The organism is Xanthomonas sp. D-99, assembly GCF_017746145.1.
In the GTDB taxonomy this organism is placed as follows: Bacteria; Pseudomonadota; Gammaproteobacteria; order Xanthomonadales; family Xanthomonadaceae; genus Xanthomonas; species Xanthomonas cissicola.
The window spans coordinates 98,615-122,007 of record NZ_JAGHWU010000016.1 but is presented as its reverse complement, the minus strand read 5'-3'; the positions used below and the strand labels follow the sequence as shown (position 1 = coordinate 122,007).

General features: G+C 63.7%; 13 protein-coding genes and 3 pseudogenes. 7 read left to right on the top strand and 9 right to left on the bottom strand.

Going from position 1 to position 23,393, the window contains the following annotated elements; translation table 11 throughout:
- Nucleotides 1–4: 4 nt before the first annotated feature.
- The 4 genes from J7360_RS21355 to J7360_RS07625 all read left to right on the top strand — a co-directional run bounded on the left by J7360_RS21355 (nt 5) and on the right by J7360_RS07625 (nt 4,250).
- Complete coding sequence (locus J7360_RS21355) at nt 5–1,255, top strand: FAD-dependent oxidoreductase (RefSeq protein ID WP_057659964.1); 1,251 nt, start codon at nt 5–7, stop codon at nt 1,253–1,255.
- Nucleotides 1,252–2,622: a glutathione-disulfide reductase gene (gene gorA, locus J7360_RS07635; RefSeq protein ID WP_039730924.1), complete on the top strand. Its 1,371-nt coding sequence runs from the start codon at nt 1,252–1,254 to the stop codon at nt 2,620–2,622. Before J7360_RS21355 ends, gorA begins: the two co-directional genes overlap by 4 nt.
- Before the next feature lie 484 nt (nt 2,623–3,106).
- Nucleotides 3,107–3,514 (top strand): MGMT family protein, encoded by a 408-nt coding sequence (locus tag J7360_RS07630; RefSeq protein ID WP_007964761.1) that lies wholly within the window; start codon nt 3,107–3,109, stop codon nt 3,512–3,514.
- A gap of 40 nt (nt 3,515–3,554) precedes the next feature.
- Entirely contained in the window at nt 3,555–4,250 is a 696-nt protein-coding gene (locus J7360_RS07625; protein WP_003486879.1) for a rhomboid family intramembrane serine protease, read from the top strand.
- A gap of 166 nt (nt 4,251–4,416) precedes the next feature.
- Here J7360_RS07625 and J7360_RS07620 read toward each other — a convergent pair whose 3' ends face one another.
- The 3 genes and pseudogenes from J7360_RS07620 to J7360_RS07610 all read right to left on the bottom strand — a co-directional run bounded on the left by J7360_RS07620 (nt 4,417) and on the right by J7360_RS07610 (nt 11,073).
- On the bottom strand, nt 4,417–6,432 hold the full coding sequence (locus J7360_RS07620; RefSeq protein WP_209033587.1) for a M13 family metallopeptidase: 2,016 nt from the start codon (nt 6,430–6,432) through the stop codon (nt 4,417–4,419).
- 183 nt (nt 6,433–6,615) lie between these two features.
- Nucleotides 6,616–8,546: pseudogene (locus J7360_RS07615) on the bottom strand (M13 family metallopeptidase).
- 384 nt (nt 8,547–8,930) lie between these two features.
- Nucleotides 8,931–11,073: pseudogene (locus tag J7360_RS07610) on the bottom strand (M13-type metalloendopeptidase).
- Between the two features lie 411 nt (nt 11,074–11,484).
- Between J7360_RS07610 and J7360_RS07605 the strand changes: the two are divergent.
- The gene (locus J7360_RS07605) at nt 11,485–13,146 is read left to right on the top strand and encodes an NAD(P)/FAD-dependent oxidoreductase (protein ID WP_244667783.1); all 1,662 of its coding nucleotides are present in this window, start codon (nt 11,485–11,487) and stop codon (nt 13,144–13,146) included.
- Between the two features lie 45 nt (nt 13,147–13,191).
- Here the strand turns inward: J7360_RS07605 and J7360_RS07600 are convergent, their stop codons facing one another.
- Complete coding sequence (locus tag J7360_RS07600) at nt 13,192–16,254, bottom strand: TonB-dependent receptor (RefSeq protein ID WP_007963962.1); 3,063 nt, start codon at nt 16,252–16,254, stop codon at nt 13,192–13,194.
- A 361-nt stretch (nt 16,255–16,615) separates the two neighbouring features.
- Nucleotides 16,616–19,600, bottom strand: a pseudogene (locus tag J7360_RS07595) (TonB-dependent receptor).
- Nucleotides 19,601–19,936: 336 nt separating this feature from the next.
- On the opposite strand from J7360_RS07595, the gene apbC reads away from it, so the two are divergent.
- Together apbC and dcd are read left to right on the top strand one after the other, a co-directional pair.
- Nucleotides 19,937–20,788: an iron-sulfur cluster carrier protein ApbC gene (gene apbC, locus J7360_RS07590; protein WP_007963958.1), complete on the top strand. Its 852-nt coding sequence runs from the start codon at nt 19,937–19,939 to the stop codon at nt 20,786–20,788.
- Nucleotides 20,789–20,884: 96 nt separating this feature from the next.
- On the top strand, nt 20,885–21,454 hold the full coding sequence (gene dcd, locus J7360_RS07585) for a dCTP deaminase (RefSeq protein WP_005912996.1): 570 nt from the start codon (nt 20,885–20,887) through the stop codon (nt 21,452–21,454).
- Between the two features lie 156 nt (nt 21,455–21,610).
- Here the strand turns inward: dcd and J7360_RS07580 are convergent, their stop codons facing one another.
- The 4 genes from J7360_RS07580 to J7360_RS07565 form a co-directional block, all read right to left on the bottom strand.
- Complete coding sequence (locus tag J7360_RS07580) at nt 21,611–21,796, bottom strand: DUF5668 domain-containing protein (protein WP_022559000.1); 186 nt, start codon at nt 21,794–21,796, stop codon at nt 21,611–21,613.
- 245 nt (nt 21,797–22,041) lie between these two features.
- Nucleotides 22,042–22,209, bottom strand: coding sequence for a DUF5668 domain-containing protein (locus J7360_RS07575; protein WP_003486900.1), 168 nt, complete (start codon nt 22,207–22,209; stop codon nt 22,042–22,044).
- 27 nt (nt 22,210–22,236) lie between these two features.
- The gene (locus tag J7360_RS07570) at nt 22,237–22,671 is read right to left on the bottom strand and encodes an HIT family protein (RefSeq protein ID WP_057661482.1); all 435 of its coding nucleotides are present in this window, start codon (nt 22,669–22,671) and stop codon (nt 22,237–22,239) included.
- Nucleotides 22,668–23,330, bottom strand: a complete 663-nt coding sequence (locus tag J7360_RS07565) for a dienelactone hydrolase family protein (RefSeq protein ID WP_209033585.1) — start codon at nt 23,328–23,330, stop codon at nt 22,668–22,670. The genes J7360_RS07570 and J7360_RS07565 overlap by 4 nt, the downstream gene beginning before the upstream one ends.
- Between the last annotated feature and the right edge of the window lie 63 nt (nt 23,331–23,393).

Below are 23,393 nucleotides of genomic sequence, written 5' to 3'. Positions count from 1 at the left end.
CTGCATGCACGGGAGCCGCGATGATGTGCTGGTGGTCGGCGCGGGCGCGATTGGCCTGGCCACCGCGCTGGCACTTGTCGAAGCGGGCCGGCAGGTGCGTGTGCTCGATGCCGGTGCGCCCGGTGCGGCGACCTCCTACGGCAATTGCGGCACCATCACGCCGAGCCATGCACCGCCGCTGGCGGCGCCCGGCATGATCGCGCAGGCACTGAAATGGATGTTCACCCCGGATGCGCCGCTGTATGTCCCGCCACGCCTGGATCCGGAGTTATGGCGCTGGCTACTGCGCTTCGCGCGGCGCTGCAATGCACGCGATTGGCAGTCCAGTGCACAGGCGCGGGCGGCGCTGTTGCACGATGCGCGGCAGCGTTTCGACGCGTGGGTGGCGCAGTACGCGCTGGAGTGCGAGTTTCGCAACGATGGGCTGGATTACGTGTTCGGCGATGCGCGTCGCTTTGCGCGATACCGCGACGAATGCGCGTTGCTGGCGCAGTGGGGTATCCGGGCAGAGGTCATCGATGGTGCGGACTATGTGCGCCAGGATCCCGCATTTCGCGATGGGATCGCTGGCGCGATCCACTTCCCGGGCGATGCGCATCTACGCCCGGAGCAATACACCGCAGAGCTTGCGAGAGTGCTGCGCGCACGTGGCGTGGCGATCGATGCGCACTGCCGCGTGCAGGCAATCGTGCCCGATGGAGGCGGCAGCTGCGTGCAGACCGCGCACGGCAAGCGCCGTGCGCGCGAGGTGGTGATCGCAACCGGGCCATGGTCGCCGGTGCTGGCGGCGCAACTTGGCCTGCGCCTGCCGGTGCAGGCCGGCAAGGGCTATTCGATTACCTACAGCGCGCCGCGTCTGGTGCCGCGCCGCCCGGTGGTGTTGAAGGACCGCTGGGTGTTCGTGGTGCCGTGGCGCGACCGCCTGCGCATCGGCAGCACGATGGAATTTTCCGGGCGCGATACGCAACTCAATCCCACACGCCTGGCTGCGTTGGAGCGTGCGGCGGCCGAATATCTGCATACGCCATGCGGGCCTGCGGTGATCGAGCGCTGGTACGGATGGCGGCCGATGATCTGGGACGATGTGCCGGTCCTGGGCGCGCTGCCAGGCCATCCTCACGTCTGGCTCGCAGCCGGGCATGGCATGCTCGGCATCAGCATGAGCACTGCAAGCGGACAATTGATGGCCGACCTGATCACGGGCCGCGCACCTGCGCTGGACCCGCATCCTTACCGGGCGGAGCGTTTCGCGTGAGTGCGCGTTACGACTACGACGTGGTGATTCTGGGCGGCGGGTCCGGCGGCCTCGCGGCGGGATTTCGCGCCGCAAAACATGGCGCGCGCGTAGCGATCATGGAGCCCGACGAATTGGGCGGCACCTGCGTCAATCTCGGTTGCGTGCCGAAGAAGGCGATGTGGCTGGCCGCCGATCTGGCCGGCAAGATCGAGTTGGCCAGCGCATTGGGATTCGATGTGCCGCGCCCGACGTTGGCCTGGCAGGAGCTGGTCACGCATCGGCAGGGGTACATCGCCAACATCCACGCCAGCTATCGACGCCGCCTCAACGAAGATGGCGTGGTCTTGATCCCGCAGCGCGGCGTATTGCAGGACCGCCATACCGTCATGGGCAGCGACGGCGTGCCGGTGACCGCCGGGCACATCGTGATCGCCACTGGCGCGCACGCGTTACGCCCGGACGTAGAGGGCGCAGAACATGGCGAGGTCTCCGACGATTTCTTCAATCTCTGCCATGCGCCCGAGCAGGTTGCGATTATCGGGGGCGGCTATATCGCGGTGGAAATCGCCGGGCTGCTGCAGGCCTTAGGGAGCCGCGTGCATCTATTCGTGCAGGGCGAGCGCTTGCTGGAACGCTTCGATGCGGAACTGACCTTGCAGTTGGCCGACAACCTGCGCCATCTGGGCGTGCGGCTGCACTTCGGTTTCACCACCACCGCATTGGAGCGCGATATGCACGGTGCGCTGCGCGTGCATGGGCATTCCGTACATCCGCGCGAGCAGGGCAACGACATCTTCGACAAGGTGTTTTTCGCGGTGGGCCGCCGCGCCAATACCGCCGGGCTGGGTCTGGACACCGTGGGTGTTGCGCTTGGCGACAAGGGCGAAGTGGTGGTGGACGACGGGCAGACCACCAACGTGCCGAATATTCACGCAATCGGCGATGTGGGCGGCAAGGTCGGACTGACGCCGGTGGCGATCGCGGCGGGGCGCAAGCTGATGGACCGCCTGTTTGGTCACCAACCGGATGCGCGCATGGATTACGAAAACGTGCCCAGCGTAGTGTTTTCGCACCCGCCGCTTGGCAATGTCGGGCTCACCGAAGAACAGGCACGTGCGCGCTACAACGGGGCGGTGCGTGTGTACCGCAGCAATTTCCGCCCGATGCTGCACGCACTGGCCGACGCGCCGCAGCGCAGCCTGTTCAAGCTGGTGTGCGTGGGCGAAGAAGAACGTGTGGTCGGCGTGCATCTATTGGGTGAGAGCGCCGACGAAATGCTGCAAGGCTTTGCGGTGGCGGTGAAGATGGGTGCGACCAAGCGCGACTTCGACGAGACCGTGGCGATTCATCCCACCTCGTCTGAAGAGATCGTGTTGATGCACTGAGGCCGAGGTGGCCGAGGTGGCCGGGGTGTGGCAGGTTAGCGGGCTAGTGACGCCCCGATCGGTGCGCCATCGAAGGCCGCTACAAATAGCGGCAGCAGCGGGCCCTGCCGCGATCTAGCATCGAGCTGTGGTTTTCGTAAGCGGCGTACCCTCATCCGGCGCTGCGCGCCACCTGCTCTCCCATGAGGGGGCACAATGTCCGGCAGGTAGAAGGATGAGAGCCCCTCTCCCTGCGGGAGAGGGGTTGGGGTGAGGGTTCGGTACATGCGACTCATCAATTCAACTCGATCTGCTACTGAAGATTGGTCGAGCCGCTATCCAGGGTCGAATGACAACTGAGCGCATTGCCTAATCGTCTGTGCGTGGCTGCGTCCCGTACCCTCACCCCAACCCCTCTCCCGGGGGGAGAGGGGCTTGTAGTTTCCCTTCGTGTGGGACGGGTTCGATGCGCACACGCCCGCCCCTCAGCTGGCATGCTTGCGCGATGTCCAAATCTCGCCATCTAGCGTCGCGCCCATCCACCAGCCCTGCTGCGCGCGCCGGCGCCAAGGGGGAAGCACTGTCAGGCGAGCAGGCGCGGCTGGGCATTCTTGCGGTGATCCGTGCGATTCCTGCGGGCGAGGTTGCCGGTTACGGCGAAGTTGCCGAGCGCGCCGGCCTGCCGGGCCGTGCGCGGCTGGTGGCGCGCGTGCTCAGCGGAAACGATGACCCGCAGCTGCCCTGGCACCGTGTACTGCGCAGCGATGGCCGGATTGCCTTGCCCGAAGGCTCGGCAGGCTACCGCGAGCAATGCCAGCGCCTGCGCGCCGAGGGCGTCCAGGTGGAACGGGGCCGTGTGCGCCGGGCCAGCGCCGCACAGCGGCTGGATGCGGCCGTGTGGGGGCCTTCATAAGCCTGCCGTTATCATCGGCAGCAGTCCGAAGGAAGCCGCCATGCCTCAACTACCGCCCATCACCAAAGCATTACTGATCGCCAACATCGGCTTGTTCCTGCTGCAATGGGCGGTGGGCGACCTGGGCGCCGGCGTGTTGCCATCGGACAGCGTGTTGTCGTGGCTGATGTTGTGGCCGCTGTCCAACGGCTTCGATGCGTTCTCGCCGGGCGCCAGCTTCATGCCGTGGCAGCTGCTGACCTACGCGTTCCTCCATGGCGGCTTCAACCATCTGTTTTTCAACATGCTGGCGCTCTTCATGTTCGGCGCGCCGTTGGAGCAGACCTGGGGCCAGAAGCGCTTTCTCACCTACTACCTCGTGTGCGTCGCCGGCGCCGGGCTGTGCCAGTTGTTGATGGCCTGGTTCACGCAAAGCGGTGCGCCGGTCGTGGGCGCATCGGGCGGCGTGTTCGGTCTGCTGCTGGCGTACGGAATGCTGTTCCCCAATCAGCGCGTGATGCTGCTGTTCCCGCCGATTCCAATGAAGGCGCGGACCTTCGTGATCGTGTTCGGCGCAATCGAGTTATTGCTGGGGGCGACCGGTTGGCAGCCTGGCGTGGCCCACTTCGCGCATCTGGGCGGCATGCTGTTCGGCTGGCTGATGATCCGCTACTGGCGCGGGCAGTCGCCATTCGGCGGCAGCGGCGGAAGGAAGGGCGGTGGGAAGCGCAAGCCGCCGTTGCGCGTGGTGCGTTGAGATAGTCGCGGCGTGGCAGATCCACGTTGCTCCGCTCCTAGGAAGAGCGCGTTGAGCGAAGCAACGGATGGACCAAACGCCAGGCACAAAAAAAGAGCGCGGAATCCGCGCTCTTTTTTATTGCCGGCCACTCGTGTTGATTGCCAGCGACTTGCTGGCGCCTGACTCAGCGCCAGATCGTCAAATGCTCGGCATCCACGCGCTGCATCGGCTGGCCGGCCTTGCAGCTGAACGCTGCACCGAACTCGGGCAGGTTCGAAAGCGGGCCGTTGGTGCGCCACTGGCCCGGCGCGCGGATGTCGGCGCTTGCACGCTGCACCGCTTCGTTGGGCGACAACTGCTGCGCCCACAGCCCGGCCCAGGCAGTGAAGAATGCCTGCTTGTCGGCCTCAGTGGCTGCCGGCTGCGCCTTGCTGAAAGCCTGCCAGGCCAATTCGACGCCGGCCAGATCGGCCAGGTTCTCTTCGGCCGTCTGCGCGCCGTTGACCTTGGCGTTGGGCACGCCCGGGTACGGGTAGGCAGAGAACTGGTTGGCCACCTTGCCGGTGAGCATCGTCCAGCTCGCCTTTTCGGCCGGCGTCCACCAGCTGCGCAATTCGCCCTTGGCATCGACCAGCGAGCCCTTGGCATCGATCGCACGGGTGATCTCGTGTGCGACCAGCGCACCGTATGCACCGTACTGCGCGGCCTGCGTTCCGCCGGTGGTCAACACCGGCGCCTGCAACACGGCGGCAGTGACGATCAGCCGGTTCTGCGCGATGTCGTAGGCCACCGCCGGCTGTTGCGGCAGCACGTCCCAGCGACGGTCGGCGTTGCCCTTGCCGATGCGCTTCATCTCTTCGCGGTGGCGCCAGGTCGAGGCGATCAGCATATTGCCGCCGAAGCTGCCGCGCCCCATCGGCTGCACGGTGTAATCCAGGTCGCGTCGCGGCGCGCCGACTTCGATCTTCATCGCAGCCAGCTTGGCCTTGGCTTCGGCCACCACCTCGCCGTTGCCCCAACCGGTGCGCTCCAGCGCGGCCAGCTGCGCATCGCGCACCTGGTCGGCGATGGCTTCGGCCTGGCGACGGGTGTCGCTGCTCAGATAACGCGCCACGTACTCGCGGCCGAGCATCGGGCCGGCGGCCACGTTGATGGCGTCCAGCACCTGCTGCCAACGCTGCGGCGGCACCGCATCGCCACGCAGCAGGCGGCCGCGGAACTGGTATTCGGCATCGTGGAAGCTCTTGGACAGGTACGGTGCCATCGCATCGCCCACGCGCCAGCGCAGGTAGGCCTTCCACTGGTCCGGCTTGATGCTGACGATCATGCTGTCGAGCTGCTTGAACATGGCCGGGTCGGCCATCGACACCAGGTCGTCCTTGACGCCCTGCGCTTCCAGGAAGTCGGCCAGGCGCAGGTTCTTGTACTGCTTGCCCAGTTCCTTGGTGGCGATCGGTGCGTAGTTGTTGAACGGGTTGTTGATGCCCTGCACCGACTGCGCGCTACGCGCCAGCGCGGTTTCGATCTGCAGCACGGAGGCGGCGTCGGCGTCGAGCTTGTCGGCGGCGGTGCCGGTGAGCGCCAGGATCTGCTTGACGTAGGCGCGGTAGCGGCCCATCAGCGCCTGGGTGTCGGCGTCGGTGCGGGTGTAGAAGGCCGGGTCGGGCAGGCCCATGCCGCCCTGCATGAAGTAGCCGATATGGCGATCGAGCGCCTTCAGGTCCACGTCCGGGCCGAAATTGAAGCCGACCGGAATGCCGACCTGATGCAACGCGGCGATGGAAGCGGGCACATCCTTGGCCTTCTTGATCGCGTCGATGCGCGAGAGCAGGGGGGCGATCGGGTTGGAGCCGTCCTTCTCGACCGCCGCTTCGTCCAGGCCGCTGGCCCAGAAATCGCCAAGCAGCTTCTGCACTTTGCCCTGCGGGGACTTCATCGATGCGTCGAGCAACTCGCGCTGCTGCTGCAGGGCGCGCTCGGACAATTGACCCAGCGCGGTGACGGCGCCGGCCTGCGGCACGGGGTTGGCCTTGAGCCAGCTGGCGTTGGCGTAGTCGTAGAAATTGGTGCAGGCGGCCGAGACGGCCGGCGCCTTGGGCGCCGCGGCCTTCTTCTTGCGAGCGGCGTCGGCGTCGGGGGCGGACAGCAGCGAGATCAGGCTGAAGCCAAGAGCGAGGGCAAGCGGACGAATGGTGGGCATCGAGAAGAAGGGTGGCCAGATTGAAGTCGGCGGAGTTTAGCAAGGCTGCGTGTCGCGCAGGCAGGCGCGCGCGCCGGTTCGTGCTCGCTGCCGGCCGCCTGCATGAATGCGACAGGCCCGCGCGTGCGGGCCTGTGCCGGGTCCATCGTGGTGGAAGCGCTTGCAGCCGCCGCCTGTGCACGCTTACCAGATCACCACGCGGTCTTTTTCTGGCCGCACCATCGCATCGCCGGCCTTGCAGGAAAATGCCTTGGCGAAGGAGGGCATGTTCGAGGGCGGGGCAATGGCGCGCAGGTTGTCGGGCGCATGGGGGTCGCTCGCCAGATAGACCAGTTGCTGCTGTTCGCGTGTCTGCCCACGCCAACTGCGTGCGTAGTTGAGGAAAAAACGTTGATCCGGGCTGTACCCGTCGATCGCGATGGCGCGTTCCGGATGCGCGCGCAGATCTGACTGCAACGCATCGTAGGCGACGTTGGTACCGCCCAGGTCGGCGATGTTTTCGCCCAGGCTGAGCTTGCCATTGACGTGCACGGTGGGGTGGTCGGGCAGCGGCACGTAGGCATCGAACTGTTTGACCAGTCGTTCGGCACGTTGCTCGAAGGCCTTGCGGTCCTGCGGCGTCCACCAGTCGACATTGTTGCCGGCGCCGTCGAACTGCCTGCCTTCATCGTCGAAGCCGTGCGTGGCTTCGTGCCCGATCACCGCGCCAATGCCGCCGTAGTTCAAGGCATCGTCCGCACTGGCGTCGAAGAACGGCGGTTGCAGAATTCCAGCCGGGAAATTAATGGAATTGGTGCTGGGGTCGTAATATGCATTGACGGTCTGCGGGGTCATCTGCCAGCGCATGCGGTCGGTGGGCTTGCCGATCTGGGCGATGTCGTAGTGATAATTGAATTTCGCTGCTGCCTGCAGGTTGCGGTAATACGCGCCAGGCACGATCTCCAGCCCAGACCAGTCGCGCCAGGTGTCGGGATAGCCGATTTTTGGCAGGAATGTTTGCCACTTGGCGATGGCCTTGGCTTTGGTTTCCGGGCTCATCCAGTCGACGTTTTCGATGCGCGCCTTGAGCGCAATACGCACGTTGTCCACCAAGTCGCTGGCGCGCTGTTTGGCTTCCGGCGTGAACACCTTGGCGACGTAGAGTTGCCCCAGCCCTTCGCCCATTGCGCCGTTGACCGTGCGTAATACGCGTTTCCAACGCGGCTGCTGTTCGGGTTGTCCGGAAAGCGTTTTGCCATAGAAGGCGAAGTTGTTGTCGACGAAGGCCTTGCTGAGCTGCTTGGATGCATCGTCGATGGTGTGGAAGCGCAGATAGGCCTGCCATTGTGCGATCGGTGCGTTCGCCAGCTGACGATCGAATTCAGCGAAGAACCGCGGCTGCGACAGGGAAAAGCCGGCACCGCTGTCGAGGCCTTGCACAGCGAAGAAATTGCTCCATGCAAAGTGCGGCGTGAGTTTGTCGGCCTCGGCCGTGCTGACGAAGTGATACTGGTTCTTGGGGTCGCGCGCCTCGGTGCGTGTGAGCGAGGCGGCCGCCAGCCGCGTTTCGAGCGCCAGGACCTCGCTCGCCTGTGCCTTGGCGGCGTCTGCGGTGCTGCCGGTGAGCTCGAAGGATCTGGCGATATAAGCCAGATACGCCTCGCGAATGGGGGCGTATTCGGGCGAGGTGTAGTACTCCTTGGTCGGCAGGCCGAGTCCATCTTCCTGCGCAAACCCGATCTGTCTGTCGGCATGTTTGAAGTCGGCACGTGCGCCGAAATCGAACACCAGCGCATCGCCTTCGGCAAAACGACGCGTGATGTAGTCGGCGACGTCCTTGCCTGAGGTCAGCGCGGCGATGGCGTCGAGCTGTGGCTTGATCGGCTGGTCGCCGGCCGCTTCGATGGCCGCTTCATCCATGCCCGAGGCATACAGCATGCCGATCTTGTGGGCGACAGGTTGGTGGCTGCATCCAGTTCGCCGATATCGAACGCAGGTTTCGCTGCCGCTGGCGTCGCTGCAGGTGCCGAGGTTGCGGTCTTTTCCGGTGTACTGCTGGTTTGCGCTTCGCGTTGGCAGCCTGTCAGGGCGACCAGCAGGGCAAGGGCAAGCGAGGAGGTCTTGGTGGGTGACATGGGCGCCAGTCGCAGGGATAAACGCCGAGCATAAGCGGACCCATCACCAGGGGCGTGTGCGTTGAGTTTTGTTGAGGCTTGCATGCAGGCGCGATTACAGATCGCACCGCGTTGCAGCTGGTGTTTGCGGGTCTTGCGTACAGCCTGCGCTTGCGGCCAGGCGCAGCGATGGCGTCGCAGCAGGATGTGCGTTGTACGCGTTGGCCGGCATGCGTCTGGCGATGCGTGTGTGCAGGAAAGGTCATCCAGTGCAGGGGCGGCCTGCATCGGTCGTTGGTGCCGGCTGGTGGATATGGAGAAGACGAGGCGGGAAATACCGGGCGTACAAAGAAAACGGGCGGCCATCTTTCGATGGCCGCCCGTCGTTTTACCGCGACTGCGCAATTACCAGATCACGACCTGCTTGTCGCCCTGACGCACCATCGCATCGCCCGCCTTGCACGAGAACGCGGCGGCGAATGCCGGCATGTTCGACGGTGCGCCGATGGCGCGGAAGTTCGCCGGTGCATGCGGGTCGGTCTTCAGGCGCACGACCAGTTCTTCCGGGGTGAAGTTGCGACGCCACACCGTGGCCCAGTTCAGGAAGAAGTGCTGGTCGCGGGTGATGCCGTCGGTCTTGGGGTCGTCCTTGCCGGAAGTGGCGGCCTTCATGGCGTCGTAGGCGGTGTTCAGGCCACCCAGGTCGGCGATGTTTTCGCCCAGGGTCAGGTCGCCCTTGACCTTGTCGCCGGCCGGCGTGCGGTAGCCGTCGAACTGCGCCACCAGCTTGCCGGTGCGCGCCTTGAACGCGTCCAGATCCTTCTGCGTCCACCAACCCGGATCGGGGATGAAGTTGCCATCGGCGCCGAAGCGGCTGCCCTGGTCGTCGTAACCGTGGGTCATCTCATGGCCGATCACTGCACCGATGCCGCCGTAGTTCATTTCCTCCGGCGCATTCGGGTCGAAGAACGGCGGCTGCAGGATGGCGGCCGGGAACACGATTTCGTTCTGCAGCGGGTTGTAGTACGCGTTGACCGTCTGCGGGCTCATGCCCCATTCGGTCTTGTCCACCGGCTTGCCGATCTTGGACAGGTTCCACTTGTAGTTGAACTCCTGGGCGGCCATCACGTTGCCCAGGTAGCTGTCGCGGCCGGTGCTCAGGCCGTTCCACTCACGCCACTTTTCCGGGTAGCCGATCTTGGGCGTGAAGCTTTCCCACTTGGCGATGGCCTTGGTCTTGGTCTCCGGGCTCATCCAGTCCAGCTTTTCGATGCGGGCCTTCAGCGCGGTACGCAGATTGGTCACTAGGGTTTCCATCTTGGCCTTGGAATCGGCCGGGAAGGCGACCTTGACGTACAGCTGGCCCAGCGCTTCGCCGGCCTGGCCGTTGATGGTGACCAGCACGCGCTTCCAACGCGGCTTGATTTCCTTCTGGCCGCGCATGGTCTTGTTGTAGAACGCAAAGTTCTCATCGACGAACGGCTGGCTCAGGAACGGCGAAGCGCCATCGACGGTGTGGAAGCGTAGGTACGCGCGCCAGATCGCCGGGTCGGTGTCGGCGATCATCTTGCTCACTTCCTGGTGGAAGGCCGGGATCGCCAGCGAGAACATCTCCGGTGTGGCCACACCCTGCGACTTGAAGAACTCGGTCCACGACCAGTTCGGGGTCAGCTTGTCGGCCTCGGCCGGCGAGATCGGGTTATAGGCCAGCGAGGCGTCGCGCGACATCTGGGTGCTGGTCTTGGAGACCTTGGCCAGGCGGGTTTCGAAAGCGACCACTTGCTTGGCCTGCGCAGCGGTATCGGCCGCAGCCACGCCGGACAGTTCCAGCACCTTGGCCACGTGCGCCTGATACGCCTCCAGCTTGGCCTTGTTGGCGGGGCTGGTGTAGTAACTCCGGGTCCGGCAGGCCCAGGCCGCCCTGCATGGCATAGGCGATGTTCTGGCTGGACTTTTTGAAGTCCGCTTCGGCGCCGAAGCCGAAAAGCGCGTTGTTGCCCTTGGCTGCGCTGCTGCGCAGATAGTCGACCAGCTTGGTCTGGTCGCTGATGGCGTCGATGGCAGCCAGCTCCGGCTTCAGCGGCTCGATGCCCTGTGCGTTGATCTTGGCTTCGTCCATGCCGGTCGACCACAGGTCGCCGACGATCTTTTCCACACCGGTGGCCTTGCTGTCGGCTGCGGCCTGTTCCACCAGCTGCCGCTGGATCGCGTTGGAGCGCTCGTCAAGCATCTCGAACGCGCCCCAGCTGGTGCGATCGCTCGGCACCGGGTTGGCGGCCAGGAACTTGGCATTGGCGTAGGCGTTCAGATCGGTGCAGGCGTTGCTGTTGGGGTCCAGGTCGGCCGCGGTGAATTGGTTCACCGCCGGCAGCTTGCTCTGGTCCAGGGTCAGCGTCTTGGGTGCCGCGGGGGTGGCGGCGGCAGTGTCGCCCGCCGGTGCCGCCGGTGCGGCGTCTTCGGACTTCTTGCAACCGCTCAGGGCGGTGGCCACGGCCAGGGTCAGCGTCAATAAATGAGGTGTACGAATCACGAAGGACTCCAGAAGCATCAATGGGAAGCCCCGTCGCCGGGGCCGTGGCCGGCACTCTACGCCTCGCCAGCCGGATGGCATGGTGTCGAAGGTCATGGGTGCGGGGCGTAGAGGGCCGGGCGAGGCGCCAGCTTGTGGGGGCGCGGTGGTGCCTTCCACGGGTTGAGCCGCCCCGCCATCCCCAACTGGCAACGGCGGCACTGCCGATCACACAACGTGCAGCTGCCGGCTGGGCGCGTCGGCGTGCTCTACCTCGAATCATCAAGCGTGCCACTTGCTGCACCAAACACCAGCCGCACCTTGCAGCGGCTGCTGTTCGCCTACCACTGCATGCGCCGGCGCGGTGTTGCGTCGGTAGCGACGGGCAGGCGCGCATACGCTGCCGCTGCCAGGTGGTGGGCGCGGGTGAGCGGTGCTATATACCGGTGCATGGCTATCGCCTCTGAACCCCTGGATGCACTGATCATCGGCGCCGGCCACAACGGGCTGGTGTGCGCTGCCTATCTGGCCAGGGCCGGCAAACGGGTGCTGGTGTTGGAAGCGCGCGAGGTGGTCGGCGGTGCGGCGGTGACCGAGGAGTTTCATCCCGGTTTCCGCAATTCGGTGGCGGCGTACACGGTGTCGTTGCTGCAGCCCAGGGTCATCGCCGATCTGGCACTGGAGCGCCATGGCCTGCGGGTGGTGCCGCGACGCATCAATAATTTTCTTCCGTTGCCGAACGGCGACTATCTGCTTGCCGGGGCAGGGCGCACGGCACAGGAAGTCGCCAGGTTTTCAGCGCGGGATGCGGCTGCCTTGCCCGCCTACGAAGCGCGGCTGGAGCAACTGGCCGATGTATTGCGTGCGCTGGCCTTGCAGCCACCGCCCGATGTCACCGATGGCGGCTGGCTGCAGGCATTGCCGCAGCTATGGCGGGCAGGCAAGCTCGGGCTGCAGTTGCAGGGCCTGCCGCTGACATTGCGCCAGGAGCTGTTGGACCTGTTTACGATTTCAGCGGCCGAGTATCTGGACCGCTGGTTCGAAAGCGCGCCGATCAAGGCCTTGTTCGGCTTCGATGGCATCGTCGGCAATTACGCAAGCCCTTACACGCCCGGCACAGCGTACGTGTTGTTGCACCACGTGTTCGGGCAGAGCAACGGGGTCAAGGGGGCGTGGGGCCATGCCATTGGCGGCATGGGCGCGATCACTCAGGCCATGGCCGCCAGCGCGCGCGAGCACGGGGCGCAGGTCCATACTGGCTGCGCGGTGGAGCGCGTGCTGGTGGAGCAGGGACGTGCGGTCGGTGTCGTCACGACTGCCGGCGAAACCGTCCGTGCTCGCGCGGTCGTGGCCAACGTCAACCCGAAACTGCTGTATCAGCGCCTGATGCGGCAAGACGACGTGCCTGCGACAACGCGCGAACGTATTGCGCATTACCGCTGCGGGTCGGGCACCTTCCGCATGAATGTCGCGCTCTCGCGCCTGCCGGACTTCACGGCGTTGCCCGGCAGTGGCGATCATCTGACCGCCGGCATCATCCTGGCACCGAGCCTGGACTACATGGACCGCGCCTGGCACGACGCGCGCGCTTTCGGGTGGTCGCGTGAGCCCGTGGTCGAACTGCTCATTCCCAGCACCCTGGACGACACCCTTGCGCCGCCGGGTCAGCATGTCGCCAGCCTGTTCTGCCAGCACGTGGCCCCGCAACTGCCGGACGGCAAGCGGTGGGACGATTACCGCGAAGAGGTGGCCGATCTGATGATCGCCGCGGTGGAACGCTACGCGCCTGGGTTCGCCACATCGGTACTGGGCAGGCAAGTGCTGAGCCCGCTCGATCTGGAACGCATCTTCGGCCTGGTCGGCGGCGACATCTTCCACGGCGCCCTCAGCCTCAATCAGCTGTTCAGCGCACGCCCGCTAGTGGGCCAGGGTGCGTATCGCGGTGCGGTACCGGGGCTGTATCTGTGCGGCTCGGGGACGCACCCCGGCGGCGGCGTGACCGGCGCGCCTGGACATAATGCGGCGCGGGTGATTTTGGGTAGGGTGAGAACTCGCCTCGGACTCTCGGTGCATAGAAAAAGGCCCCGGAAACCGAGGCCTTGGAGTAAATAACGTGATCCCTGGAAGCGTCGCATGGACGCCTCCAGGGTCCTGCGATTAGAAGTCGTAGGAAGCAGAGAGACGCAGGTAACGCGGCGTGTTGTAGCTGTAGTCCTGCAGACCAATGCCATAGGTGTTGGACACCAGGCCCGGATCGGTTTCATAGACGCCATCAACGCGATTGGCGCTACGGTCATTCAGCACATTGAAGACCTGTAGGCCGACAGCCAGCTTGTGGTCGGCAAACGACGGACGATAGGTCACGCCAAGATCCAGATTCTTGATCCAGGGCGTGCGACCTGCGTCGCCAGGCCTAGAGGGTTGGCCACCACAGTAGTGGTATGCGGATCCGTAGCTGATCGGGTCCAGTCCATCTTCAAAATAACCAAGGCAGGTTCTTGGTGTGCCAGACATCACGCGGAGCGTGGCCGACGCCATCCACTCTGGGCTGATTTGATAGGCACCAAAGGCCTTCAGTTGATGGCGACGGTCATTGGCAAGGCTTCCGCCCGCGTAATACATCAGTGCGGCGGCATCCCAGTCCTGAGTCTTGGACACATCTGCCTGGCCAAGATCCGATTTAACCTGACCTTCAGTGTTGCCATAGCTGTGTGACCAGGTGTAATCGACGCGGCCATACCACTTCTCGTTGAATGGATGTTCCAGGAATAAGTCGACCGAGACATAGCTTCGCTTGGCCTTGTCAGTGAAGCCCCAGTCTTGCTGCGACATCCGCACCTGGGTATAGCCGGATCCATCAGCATTGGCCAAGTCATAGGTGTTGGTCTTGCCGGGATTGAACATCACGCAGCCAGGAATTTCGACTGCATCAGCATCAATGCCGCTTGCTGTGAGCTTGTCTGCAATCTTCGCGGTGTCGCATACATCGTCAATCGCACTCTGCAACTTGCGATAGGTGAATTTGGCGCCGGAGTTCCAGCTTTCGCCCAGGGTCTTTTCAAAGCCGAGGATGAATTCGTCTTGATATTGCGACTTCAGATCGGTCGGGGCAAAAGCATTTGGGTCCGGTGCCTGACCATACTCGCCATTGGATGAAACAGGACCCGGCCCGATGGGTGTCAGGCCCGTCGGTTCGCCATTGGCATCGATACCTGTGTAAGTGAAGTACTCATCGGTATAGGTCGAAGCCGAGGCGCCGCGGATCGCCACGCTGTTAGGGAGTGCAAGATAATAGCGGCCAAGGTTGGCGAAAACTTTCAGCGAAGAATCGCCGAAGACATCCCAGCTTGCCCCGAAGCGCGGTGCCCACTGGTCACCGCTATCGACGTATTCGACATGGTCGCTGTTGTAGTTGGTGAACTGATCATTGCGAATACCCAAGGTCAGCAACCATCGATCGTTAACCTGCCAACGATCTTCCAAATAGTACGCCTTCTGTTCGACTGCCATGCTGGTCGTTGTAGTGAAGATGCGCTGTTGTGCGTAATAACCATTCGAGCCAGGGCCGGTGACACCGACCCCGAGGCCCGGGCGCACCGCCGTCTGCTCGTCGGCTGCTCGACCATAGATCCACTGGTAACCAGGACCCGTGGTGCGTACGCCCTCGTCATAGGCGTTGAAATACATGTTGTCCACACCTGCAGTCAGGTCGTGGTCCCCCAGCCGATAATTCAATTCCAGCCTCAAGCTGCGGCTCTTATTGATTGGATCATCAGCTTTTGCCCGATTGGTAGCCTGATTGTTGCGGATCGGCGTACCACCAGTAATGGCCGGATTCTGGCTCGTCACACTTCCCAGGAATGGAAGGTCGGAAATGAAGGGATTGAACTGCTGGTTGTGCTGGGTGCTGCGGCCCCAGGTTGCGTTCAAGGTCAAGTCATCGGTGATATAGCCGGTGTACTTGAAAACGTCGTAGGTGTCCTTGATTTTGTAGGTGTCGGGATATGTGCCTGTGCGGTCACCACCTACAAGACCGTCGTAGTCAAAGCTTGTGTAGTAACCGCTTCGCCTGTCGGTGTTTTGGATTCGAGTGTATTCAACGATATTGCTATCGTTGATGTTCCAATCCAGTTTTCCGTAGAATTTCGGCGTGCTGTACTCGTAATTGTTGCGCGCCTGGATGGAGTCACTGCTGGCATTGGTGCTGACGCCGTCAACCTTCTCCGATTCGCCAGCCACAAAGATGAAGAGCCGATCTTCGATCAAGGGGCCGCCTGCATAGGCGCTGTAGACAGTCCGCGTCTGCTTGTTGTCTTTGCCGGCGCGATATAGCGTGCCTGGCTGGTCAGGCGTGTCGTACTTATATCCTGCAGGCAATGTTGCATTTGGAAACCACACGTCTCCTCGCGAACTCGCAAGCGAGTCCGGCTCCCACACCGTTTGCACGCCAAAATGCCACTCGTTGGTGCCACGCTTGCCGAGCTGGTTGATGACACCACCCGTAGAACGGCCGTACTTGGCGCTGTAACCGCCGGTATATGTTTCCTGCTGGTCGATGGCGCCGTACGGCAAGCTCACGCCACCGAGGTTGCTCAGCGGGTTGCTAACGTTGAAGCCGTTAATGTAGTAAGCGTTTTCTGTGACGCCTGAGCCACCAAAAGACACTACGGAGCGCGAGCCGTTGTTGAATGCGCCTGCACCCGACACCGCACCCGGCGCCAGCAGGGCAATCGCTTCCGCACTACGGCCCAGCGGCAAGGTAGCCAACTGCTCGGACGTGATCACCGAGCGCGCGCTGGTGGAGCTGACATCGATCTTCGGTGCATTTGCGGCGGTGACGGTGATCGCACCGAGCGTGGTTGCATCGGCATTGCCGCCCGATGCGGCCGCGCCAGCGAAGGAGACCTCGGTGCCCGAGCCGACGCGCAGCTGCACATTCTTGCGGGTGTCGACCACCTGATCGCCACGCTTCAGGGTGACGGTGTAGGCGCCCACCGGCAGCGAGCCGAGGTTGTAGCGGCCATTTGCATCCACCGTAATGGTGCGGCTGAGACCGGTGTCGCTCTGCACGACGATCGTGCTGCCGGCTTCGGACGGGGCACTGCCGTAAATGCTGCCGGTGGTGCTTTGCGCGTAGACCGCGCCGTTGGTTAGGCAAGCACCGAGCACGACAGCAAGGGCGGTGCGTTTGAGGACTTGGCGACGAAACTGATTGCTCATTCCTGACCTTTCAACTGGAGTTCGGATAAGGGCGGTCATCGGGGAGTCAGATGGCCTTAACCCGAACGTAATGAATGCCTGCTACCGAGTGCAAGCATCTGACATGATTTGTTAATGAAATAACTCGAATCCGCATCGGAAGTGAGGAATTCGGCACAAAGTGGCGTTGTGTTGCACACCTAGGCAAACGACCTGGAGCGGGCTTGCCAATTAATGGTTACGTTCGATACAGATTGCACGACCTGCTCGACCAGATCGCACGTTCCTGGGTGTTTTTAGCCGCGAGCGAAGATCCATCGCGTCGCCAGGCCGCAACAAAAAAGCCCCGACAAGCGGGGCTTTTTCGATACGCGTGAGGCCGTCAGAATCGCACTGTCGTTCCCAGATAGAAGAACTGGCCCACGTTGTCGTACAGCGCAGAGGTGAAATCCGAGCCGAAGTAGTTGCGCGGCGGATCCTTGTCGAAGGCATTGTCGATGCCCAGGTACACGTCGATCTTCGAGCCGGGGAATTGATAGCCGAACTGGACGTTGTGATACACGTACGAGCCGTTCTTGATCGGGCTGGCCGAGCCAGGGTTGCTGTTATAGCTCTCCGGGGTCACGCGCAGGTTGCCGTCCACGTAGTTCATGTCCCACGACGCGCGCCACGCGTTCCAGTTGTACTTGGTCTGGAACTGCGCACGCCAGCGCGGGTCGGTCACGTAGGTCACGTACTCGTCGTATTCCTGCGGAAAGTCCTGGAATACCCACTCGCGCGACTGGATCAGGCGGGTGCCGACGAACCGCAGCACGGTATTGCCTTGGCCGAGCTGGAAGCGGTAGTCCATTTCCAGATCCACGCCCACGCGACGCGAACGCGCCAGGTTTTCATTCAGCGCCTGCCACCCGATGATGCTGTGTTCGGGATAGATGCGCCCCTGTGGGTCGGTGAAACCACCCAGCGGTGCACGCTGCACGAAACCGCAGAAGCTATTGCCGATGCCACCGGGGTTATCCACACAGCGCGTGGCATTGGTCTCCGCCGTCACGGCGCCGATGGCATCGCGCAGGTCGATGCGCCAGTAGTCGATCGACATGCCGAACCCTTCGAAGAACTCCGGCTGCCACACCAGGCCGTACGACAGGCTGCGCGCGCGTTCCGGCTTGAGTTCCGGATTGCCGCCGCTCACGCCCGGGCGGGTCGCGGTGTAGGTGTCGATCCAGCCCACCGGAATGCCCAGCGCACTGCAGTTGGCCTGACGCAACGCCACATCGCCGGCGGTGCCGGGGCGGTTGATGTTGGTGGGCAGGTAATTGCAGGGGTCGTTGATGGTGGCGAAGTTTTCGCTCTGCGAGTCGTACAGCTCGCCAATGCTGGGCGCGCGTACCGCCTGGGCCAGGGTGCCACGCAACCGCAGCGACGGGATAATGGTCCAGTCCAGACCGATGTTCCAGGTCTTGGTCGAGCCGATACTGCTGTAGTCCGAATAGCGTCCTGCAACGTCCAGGGCCAGACGATCCACGCCCGGCAGGCCGGCCAGCAACGGAATGGTGCTCTCGACGAACACTTCCTTGACACTGTAGTCGCCACCGCTGTTCGGGATGGCGTTGAGGAAAGTCGCGCCCGACGCGGCCAACGGGTCGGTGACTTCCTCGCTCTGTTCCTTGCGGTATTCCACGCCGCCGGCGAAGCCGATGTCGCCTGCCGGCAGCGACAGCAGGTTGCTGTTGGCCACCGAGGCGCTGAACACGGTCTGCTGGATCCTGGCTTGCGAACGCGCGGTGGTGTTGAACCACGCGGCCGCTTCCGGGGCGACCGCGCCGTTACCGAAGACACTGAAGGGCATGCAGCCTTCGCGGGCCAGTGCCGAGTACACGCGGCCGGTGTGGGGATTCACCGCAGTCGGATCCAGCGTGGTGCGGCAGACGATGCTGCCGCTGGCATCGCGTGCGGCGTCGATGCCGGCCTGCCAGCGTTCGTTGATGCGGTTGTTGAGGTTGAGGCGGTCCACCGTGGTCTTGCCGTAGTTGGCCGACACATCGTAGGTCCAGTTGTCGGTGACGTTGCCTTCGGCGCCGAGAACGGCGCGGTAGGTCTTGCGTTCGATGTTTTCGCCGCGGCGGCCGGCATCGACATTGAAGCGGTTCATCAGGATCTGCGTGGCGCCGCGCGAATCCATCAGGGCGCCGAGTTCGGGGCTGACATAGGGGTTCTGACGACGCACGCGCAGCGAGCTGTCGAATGCGGGCTGGCCGAAGAATTCCGAATCGGTTTCGCTGTACTTGCCTTCGAAGAACACGCGATGGTTTTCGCTGATCTCGAAGTTGATCATGGTGTTGACGCTTTTGCGATCGAAGCCGGGCTGCAGGTCGGCCACCGCGTTGAGGTCGACGAAATCGCAATCCACGCACGAGGTGTTGCTCACCACCGTGCCGTTGTAACGGTTGCGACGGAAGCTGCCATCGTCGTTGAACAGATAGCGGTTGCCGTAGCTTGCCGGGTTGCGGAAATCGAACGTGCCCAGATTGAAGGTGCCGCCGTAGGAGGTCGAATGGTTGCCACCGGGGCCGCTGAGCACGTTCTGCGGGTTGCGCTCGCTCGGCGGAAGGGTGGGGTCAAACGCGGGGTTGGGCACACTCACCAGGTACTCGCGGCCGATGGCGCGGTTGCCGCGACCGAAGCGATCTTGCTTGCTGTATTCGCCGGACACCGCGATGTTGCCGCGGCCGCCTGCGAAATCGGTGCCGGCAGAAAAGCTGGCAAATGAGCGGTTGTAATTGCCTTCGTCGGCCAGGCCGGTTTGCGCGCGCGTCTCGAAACCGGTGAACGATTTCTTGAGGATGAAATTGACCACGCCGGCAACGGCATCGGCGCCTTACACCGCCGACGCGCCGCCGGTAATGACTTCCACGCGCTCGACCCATTCCACTGGAATGGTGTTGACGTCCACCGCAGTCGAGCCCGGGCTGGAGCCCACGTGGCGACGGCCGTTGACCAGCACCAGCGTGCGGTCAACGCCCATCCCGCGCAGATCGAGCAGACCCAGGCCGGCAGTGCCGATAAAGCGGGTGGAGTTGCCCAGCGTGTAGCTCGGCGCCAGCGCCGGCATACGCGCCATCAAGTCGCTGATGGTGGTCGCGCCGGTGGCGCGGATTTCTTCGGCGCTGATGGCAGTCACCGGCGAAGGCGTGACAAAGCCGGTACGTGCGATGCGCGAGCCGGTGACGGTGACCTTGTCCAGATCGGTCGTATCGGGTGCGACCCCGTTTTCGGACTGGGCGGCGGCATTGCCTGCGGCCAGTACGCCGAAAAGTGCAGTACTAAGGCGGTGGCGACGGATGCGTTGCGAGGTACGGCTCGACATGATTTCGCAGATTCCTTGCTGAGATTCGATTTGCATAGTTGTGTTCGCTGAGCGCCAGCTGAACTGTGTTTTGAACGTAACAATTGTTTAATCTTGTGTCCATGTTTGCGAAATTTGTCACTGAATGTCACGCAGTGACTGCGCGCGCATTTGGTCGCGCGAGCGAACCGGCCAGTTGCTTCCGACCGAGCCGGTACACTCACGCCCTTCTTTTGATGCCGCGCAAAGCGATGTTCGCGTTGCTCGCGGTGGCACACGACATGTTGGGTAGGCGATGAACACGATGGTGGAAAGTGGTTTCTTGGCGGCGCGCGCTGTTGCGCAGGCGGTTGGCGCATGACCGGCGAACGCAGAATCGCCGCGCATGCGGTGCAGGGCGCGTTGGCGCCGCATCCGCGCATCCGCAATGTCATCGCGGTGGGGTCGGGCAAGGGTGGGGTGGGCAAGTCCACCACTGCAGTGAATCTGGCGCTGGCGCTGCGTCAGCTGGGCGCGCGGGTGGGTGTGCTGGATGCCGATATCTATGGGCCGAGCGTGCCGGCAATGCTGGGCCTGAGCGGCCGGCCGGATAGCCCGGACAACAAGTCGATCGAACCGCTGCGCGCGTTCGGGATCGAGGCGATGTCGATCGGCCTGTTGGTCGATCAGGACACCCCGATGATCTGGCGCGGGCCGATGGCGACGTCCGCGCTGACCCAGCTGTTCAGCGACACCCTGTGGGACGACCTGGACTATCTGCTGATCGACCTACCGCCGGGCACCGGCGACATCCAGTTGACCCTGTCGCAGAAGATTCCGGTGGCCGGTGCGGTGATCGTCACCACGCCGCAGGACATCGCCACGCTGGACGCGCGCAAGGCCTTGAAGATGTTCGAGAAGGTCGAGGTGCCGGTGCTCGGCATCGTCGAGAACATGGCCGTGCATACCTGCAGCAACTGCGGTCACCGCGAGCATCTGTTCGGCGAAGGCGGCGGCGAGCGCATGGCGGCGCAGTACGGCGTGCCGTTGCTGGGCTCGTTGCCGCTGGAGATTGCGATCCGCGAACAGGGCGATGCGGGTCAGCCGATCGTGGTAGCCACGCCGGAGTCGGTGGCAGCCCAGGCCTACCTGGCGGCGGCGACGCGGCTTGCCGAGGAACTGGGCAAGCGCCCACGCGCCAGCATCCCGATTTCGGCATCGCTGCTGTAACGCGGCCGGCCGGCTGCAGCTGCCGGCCGCTGGTAGAATTCGCCGTCTTCGCGCGGGCCGCTCGGCCCGCCGCCTTCCGTCTTCAAGGAACACCGCATGAGCATCAAGAGCGACCGCTGGATCAAGCGCATGGCCGAACAGCACGCGATGATCGAGCCGTTCGAGCCTGGACAGATCAAGCACGATGCTGCCGGGCAGCGCATCGTCAGCTTCGGCACCTCCAGCTACGGGTACGACGTACGCTGCTCGCGCGAGTTCAAGGTGTTTACCAATATCAACTCGACGATCGTCGATCCCAAGCACTTCGATCCCGGCAGCTTTGTCGATATCGAATCGGATGTCTGCATCATTCCGCCGAACAGCTTCGCACTGGCGCGCACCGTGGAATATTTCCGCATCCCGCGCGACACGCTGGTGGTGTGCCTGGGCAAGAGTACCTACGCACGCTGCGGCATCATCGTCAACGTGACCCCGCTGGAGCCGGAGTGGGAAGGCCACGTGACCCTGGAATTCAGCAATACCACGCCGCTGCCGGCGCGCATCTATGCCAACGAAGGCGTGGCGCAGATGCTGTTCTTCCAGTCCGACGAGGTCTGCGAGACCTCGTACAAGGACCGCGGCGGCAAGTATCAGGGCCAGACCGGCGTAACCCTGCCGCGTACTTGAAGCAGCGACCGAAACGACTGCGCTCGCCGCCAGGCGGGCGCGACCGATACTCGGAATCGGCATGTGCCACGCGTGCACTCCGGTTCGTCCATGCCCGTCTGACGGCTGCTCGCCGGGTCTTTGGCCGCTCCTGGTGCAATGGCGCGGCCGTGACCTTCAGCAGGTCGCAGCAGCCTTCTGGCGGTAGCGCAGCAGGTGGCGCACGCCAGCGGCGATCAGAAACACCGGCCACCAGGTCGCAATCAGGTTGCCCACATCCATATGGGCCAGCCCCAGGTTGTCCAGCAGAAACAGCGCGCCCATGACAATCAGGAACAGGGCGGGGATCAGACGGTAGTTCATGGCGATGTCCTCGTTGGGTATGAGGCCATGCTGCGCCCGATGCGCCCCACGATCAGGTGCCGGAAGTCAACAATCGCAGATGACAAACGTCATGTCGGGCGCCTCATTCGGTGCAACTGCGCCACCCGAGCGCAGCACCGCACATCAACTCGCAAGCGTCAATCCGCCCATCGGCTGGAGGGTCAGCAGCGCCGATGGCCAGCTCTGACCAATTCCGACTCCCAACTCCCCAGGCCCAGCTTCACCTACTTGCCGCGCCCGAACAGCATGCCGATCCCGCAAGCGACCAGCGCAGCCGGCCACCAGGTGGCGATCAAGCGACCAAGACTGAGATTGGTCCAGCCCAGGTTGTTGGCCAGGAACAGCAGGCCGACGAGGATCAGGATCAGCGCGGCGACGACATTGGATTTCATGCGGAAGACTGGTTGAAGGACAGGCGCCTATCGTAGCCGTTGCGCCCACGCCGCGACATGCTGCTGCAACGTCTCGGGCACAAAGCGCTGCGCACTCCCGCTGCCCCAGACAGGCCCGGGCCATGCGGCATCGCCGGGGTGACGGCCGACCAGATGCACGTGTAGCTGCCGCACGATATTGCCCAGCGCGCCGATATTGAGCTTGCTGACCGCAGGTTCGGCGCGCAGCAACTGCGAGAGCTGGTTGATTTCGGCCATCAACAAACGCTGCTGGCCACCATCCAGATCGATCCACTCACTGACATCGGCCACCCGTGGCACCAGCACCAGCCACGGGAAGCGGGCGTCGTCCATCAGCCGCACCTGCGACAGCGGCCCGTCGGCGACGAACACCGTGTCGGCCGCCAGGCGCGGATCGAGCAGGAAACCGCCCGCAGGCGTGCCCGGTGCGGTGTCGCTCATCCCAGATGCGCCGCGAAGAAGCCCAGGGTGCGCTCCAATGCGCGCTCGGCGCTGTCGGCGTCGTAGTGGGTGGGGTCGATGCTGCGGTTGAAGGCATGCCCGGTCGGATACACGAAGGTCTCCATCTGCGGGAGTTTCTCGCGATGGGCCTGGATCGCTTCGGGCGGAATGCTGGCATCGCGCTCGCCGAAGTGGAACATCACCGGCGCCTTGGGGGGGGCGTCCAGCAGCTGGGTGTTGCGGCCGCCGTAGTAGCTCACCGACGGCAGTCCCAGGCGAATTGCCGACAGCAGCGCGACCGAGCCGCCCCAGCAGTAGCCCACCGTGCCTACCTTGCCGGCGCGGGTCAGCAGGGTGGCAGCGGATTTCACCACCTCCACGGCGCGCTCCAGGCCCACCGCATTGGCCAGCGCCAGGCCGCGCTGCAGGCTTTGCTGGTCGTACGGCAACTGCACGTCCTTTTCTTCCAGATCGAAGAAGGCCGGTGCCAGCACCTCATAGCCGCGTGCGGCGTAGTCGTCGGCCACTGCGCGGATATGTTCGTTGACGCCGAAGATTTCTTGAATCACCACCAGGCCGCCGCGCGGGCTGGAAGCGGGCGTGGCGTGCCAGGCGGCAACCTGGCCGTCGGGGGTGTCGAGCGTGGTCCAGTGACCCATGGAAACTCCTGCTGCAGTCCGGGGAGGCGCGCATTATCGACCGGATCGGCGGGGGTGAAGGTG

Coding starts and splice junctions, on each gene's coding strand:
- J7360_RS07570 (WP_057661482.1), bottom strand. CDS start 22,671: ATGAGCGACACCGCACCGGGCACGCCTGCGGGCGGTTTCCTGCTCGAT.
- J7360_RS07625 (WP_003486879.1), top strand. CDS start 3,555: ATGCCTCAACTACCGCCCATCACCAAAGCATTACTGATCGCCAACATC.
- J7360_RS07630 (WP_007964761.1), top strand. CDS start 3,107: ATGTCCAAATCTCGCCATCTAGCGTCGCGCCCATCCACCAGCCCTGCT.
- dcd (WP_005912996.1), top strand. CDS start 20,885: ATGAGCATCAAGAGCGACCGCTGGATCAAGCGCATGGCCGAACAGCAC.
- J7360_RS07565 (WP_209033585.1), bottom strand. CDS start 23,330: ATGGGTCACTGGACCACGCTCGACACCCCCGACGGCCAGGTTGCCGCC.
- J7360_RS07580 (WP_022559000.1), bottom strand. CDS start 21,796: ATGAACTACCGTCTGATCCCCGCCCTGTTCCTGATTGTCATGGGCGCG.
- J7360_RS07575 (WP_003486900.1), bottom strand. CDS start 22,209: ATGAAATCCAATGTCGTCGCCGCGCTGATCCTGATCCTCGTCGGCCTG.
- J7360_RS07600 (WP_007963962.1), bottom strand. CDS start 16,254: ATGAGCAATCAGTTTCGTCGCCAAGTCCTCAAACGCACCGCCCTTGCT.
- J7360_RS07620 (WP_209033587.1), bottom strand. CDS start 6,432: ATGCCCACCATTCGTCCGCTTGCCCTCGCTCTTGGCTTCAGCCTGATC.
- J7360_RS21355 (WP_057659964.1), top strand. CDS start 5: ATGCACGGGAGCCGCGATGATGTGCTGGTGGTCGGCGCGGGCGCGATT.
- J7360_RS07605 (WP_244667783.1), top strand. CDS start 11,485: ATGGCTATCGCCTCTGAACCCCTGGATGCACTGATCATCGGCGCCGGC.
- apbC (WP_007963958.1), top strand. CDS start 19,937: ATGACCGGCGAACGCAGAATCGCCGCGCATGCGGTGCAGGGCGCGTTG.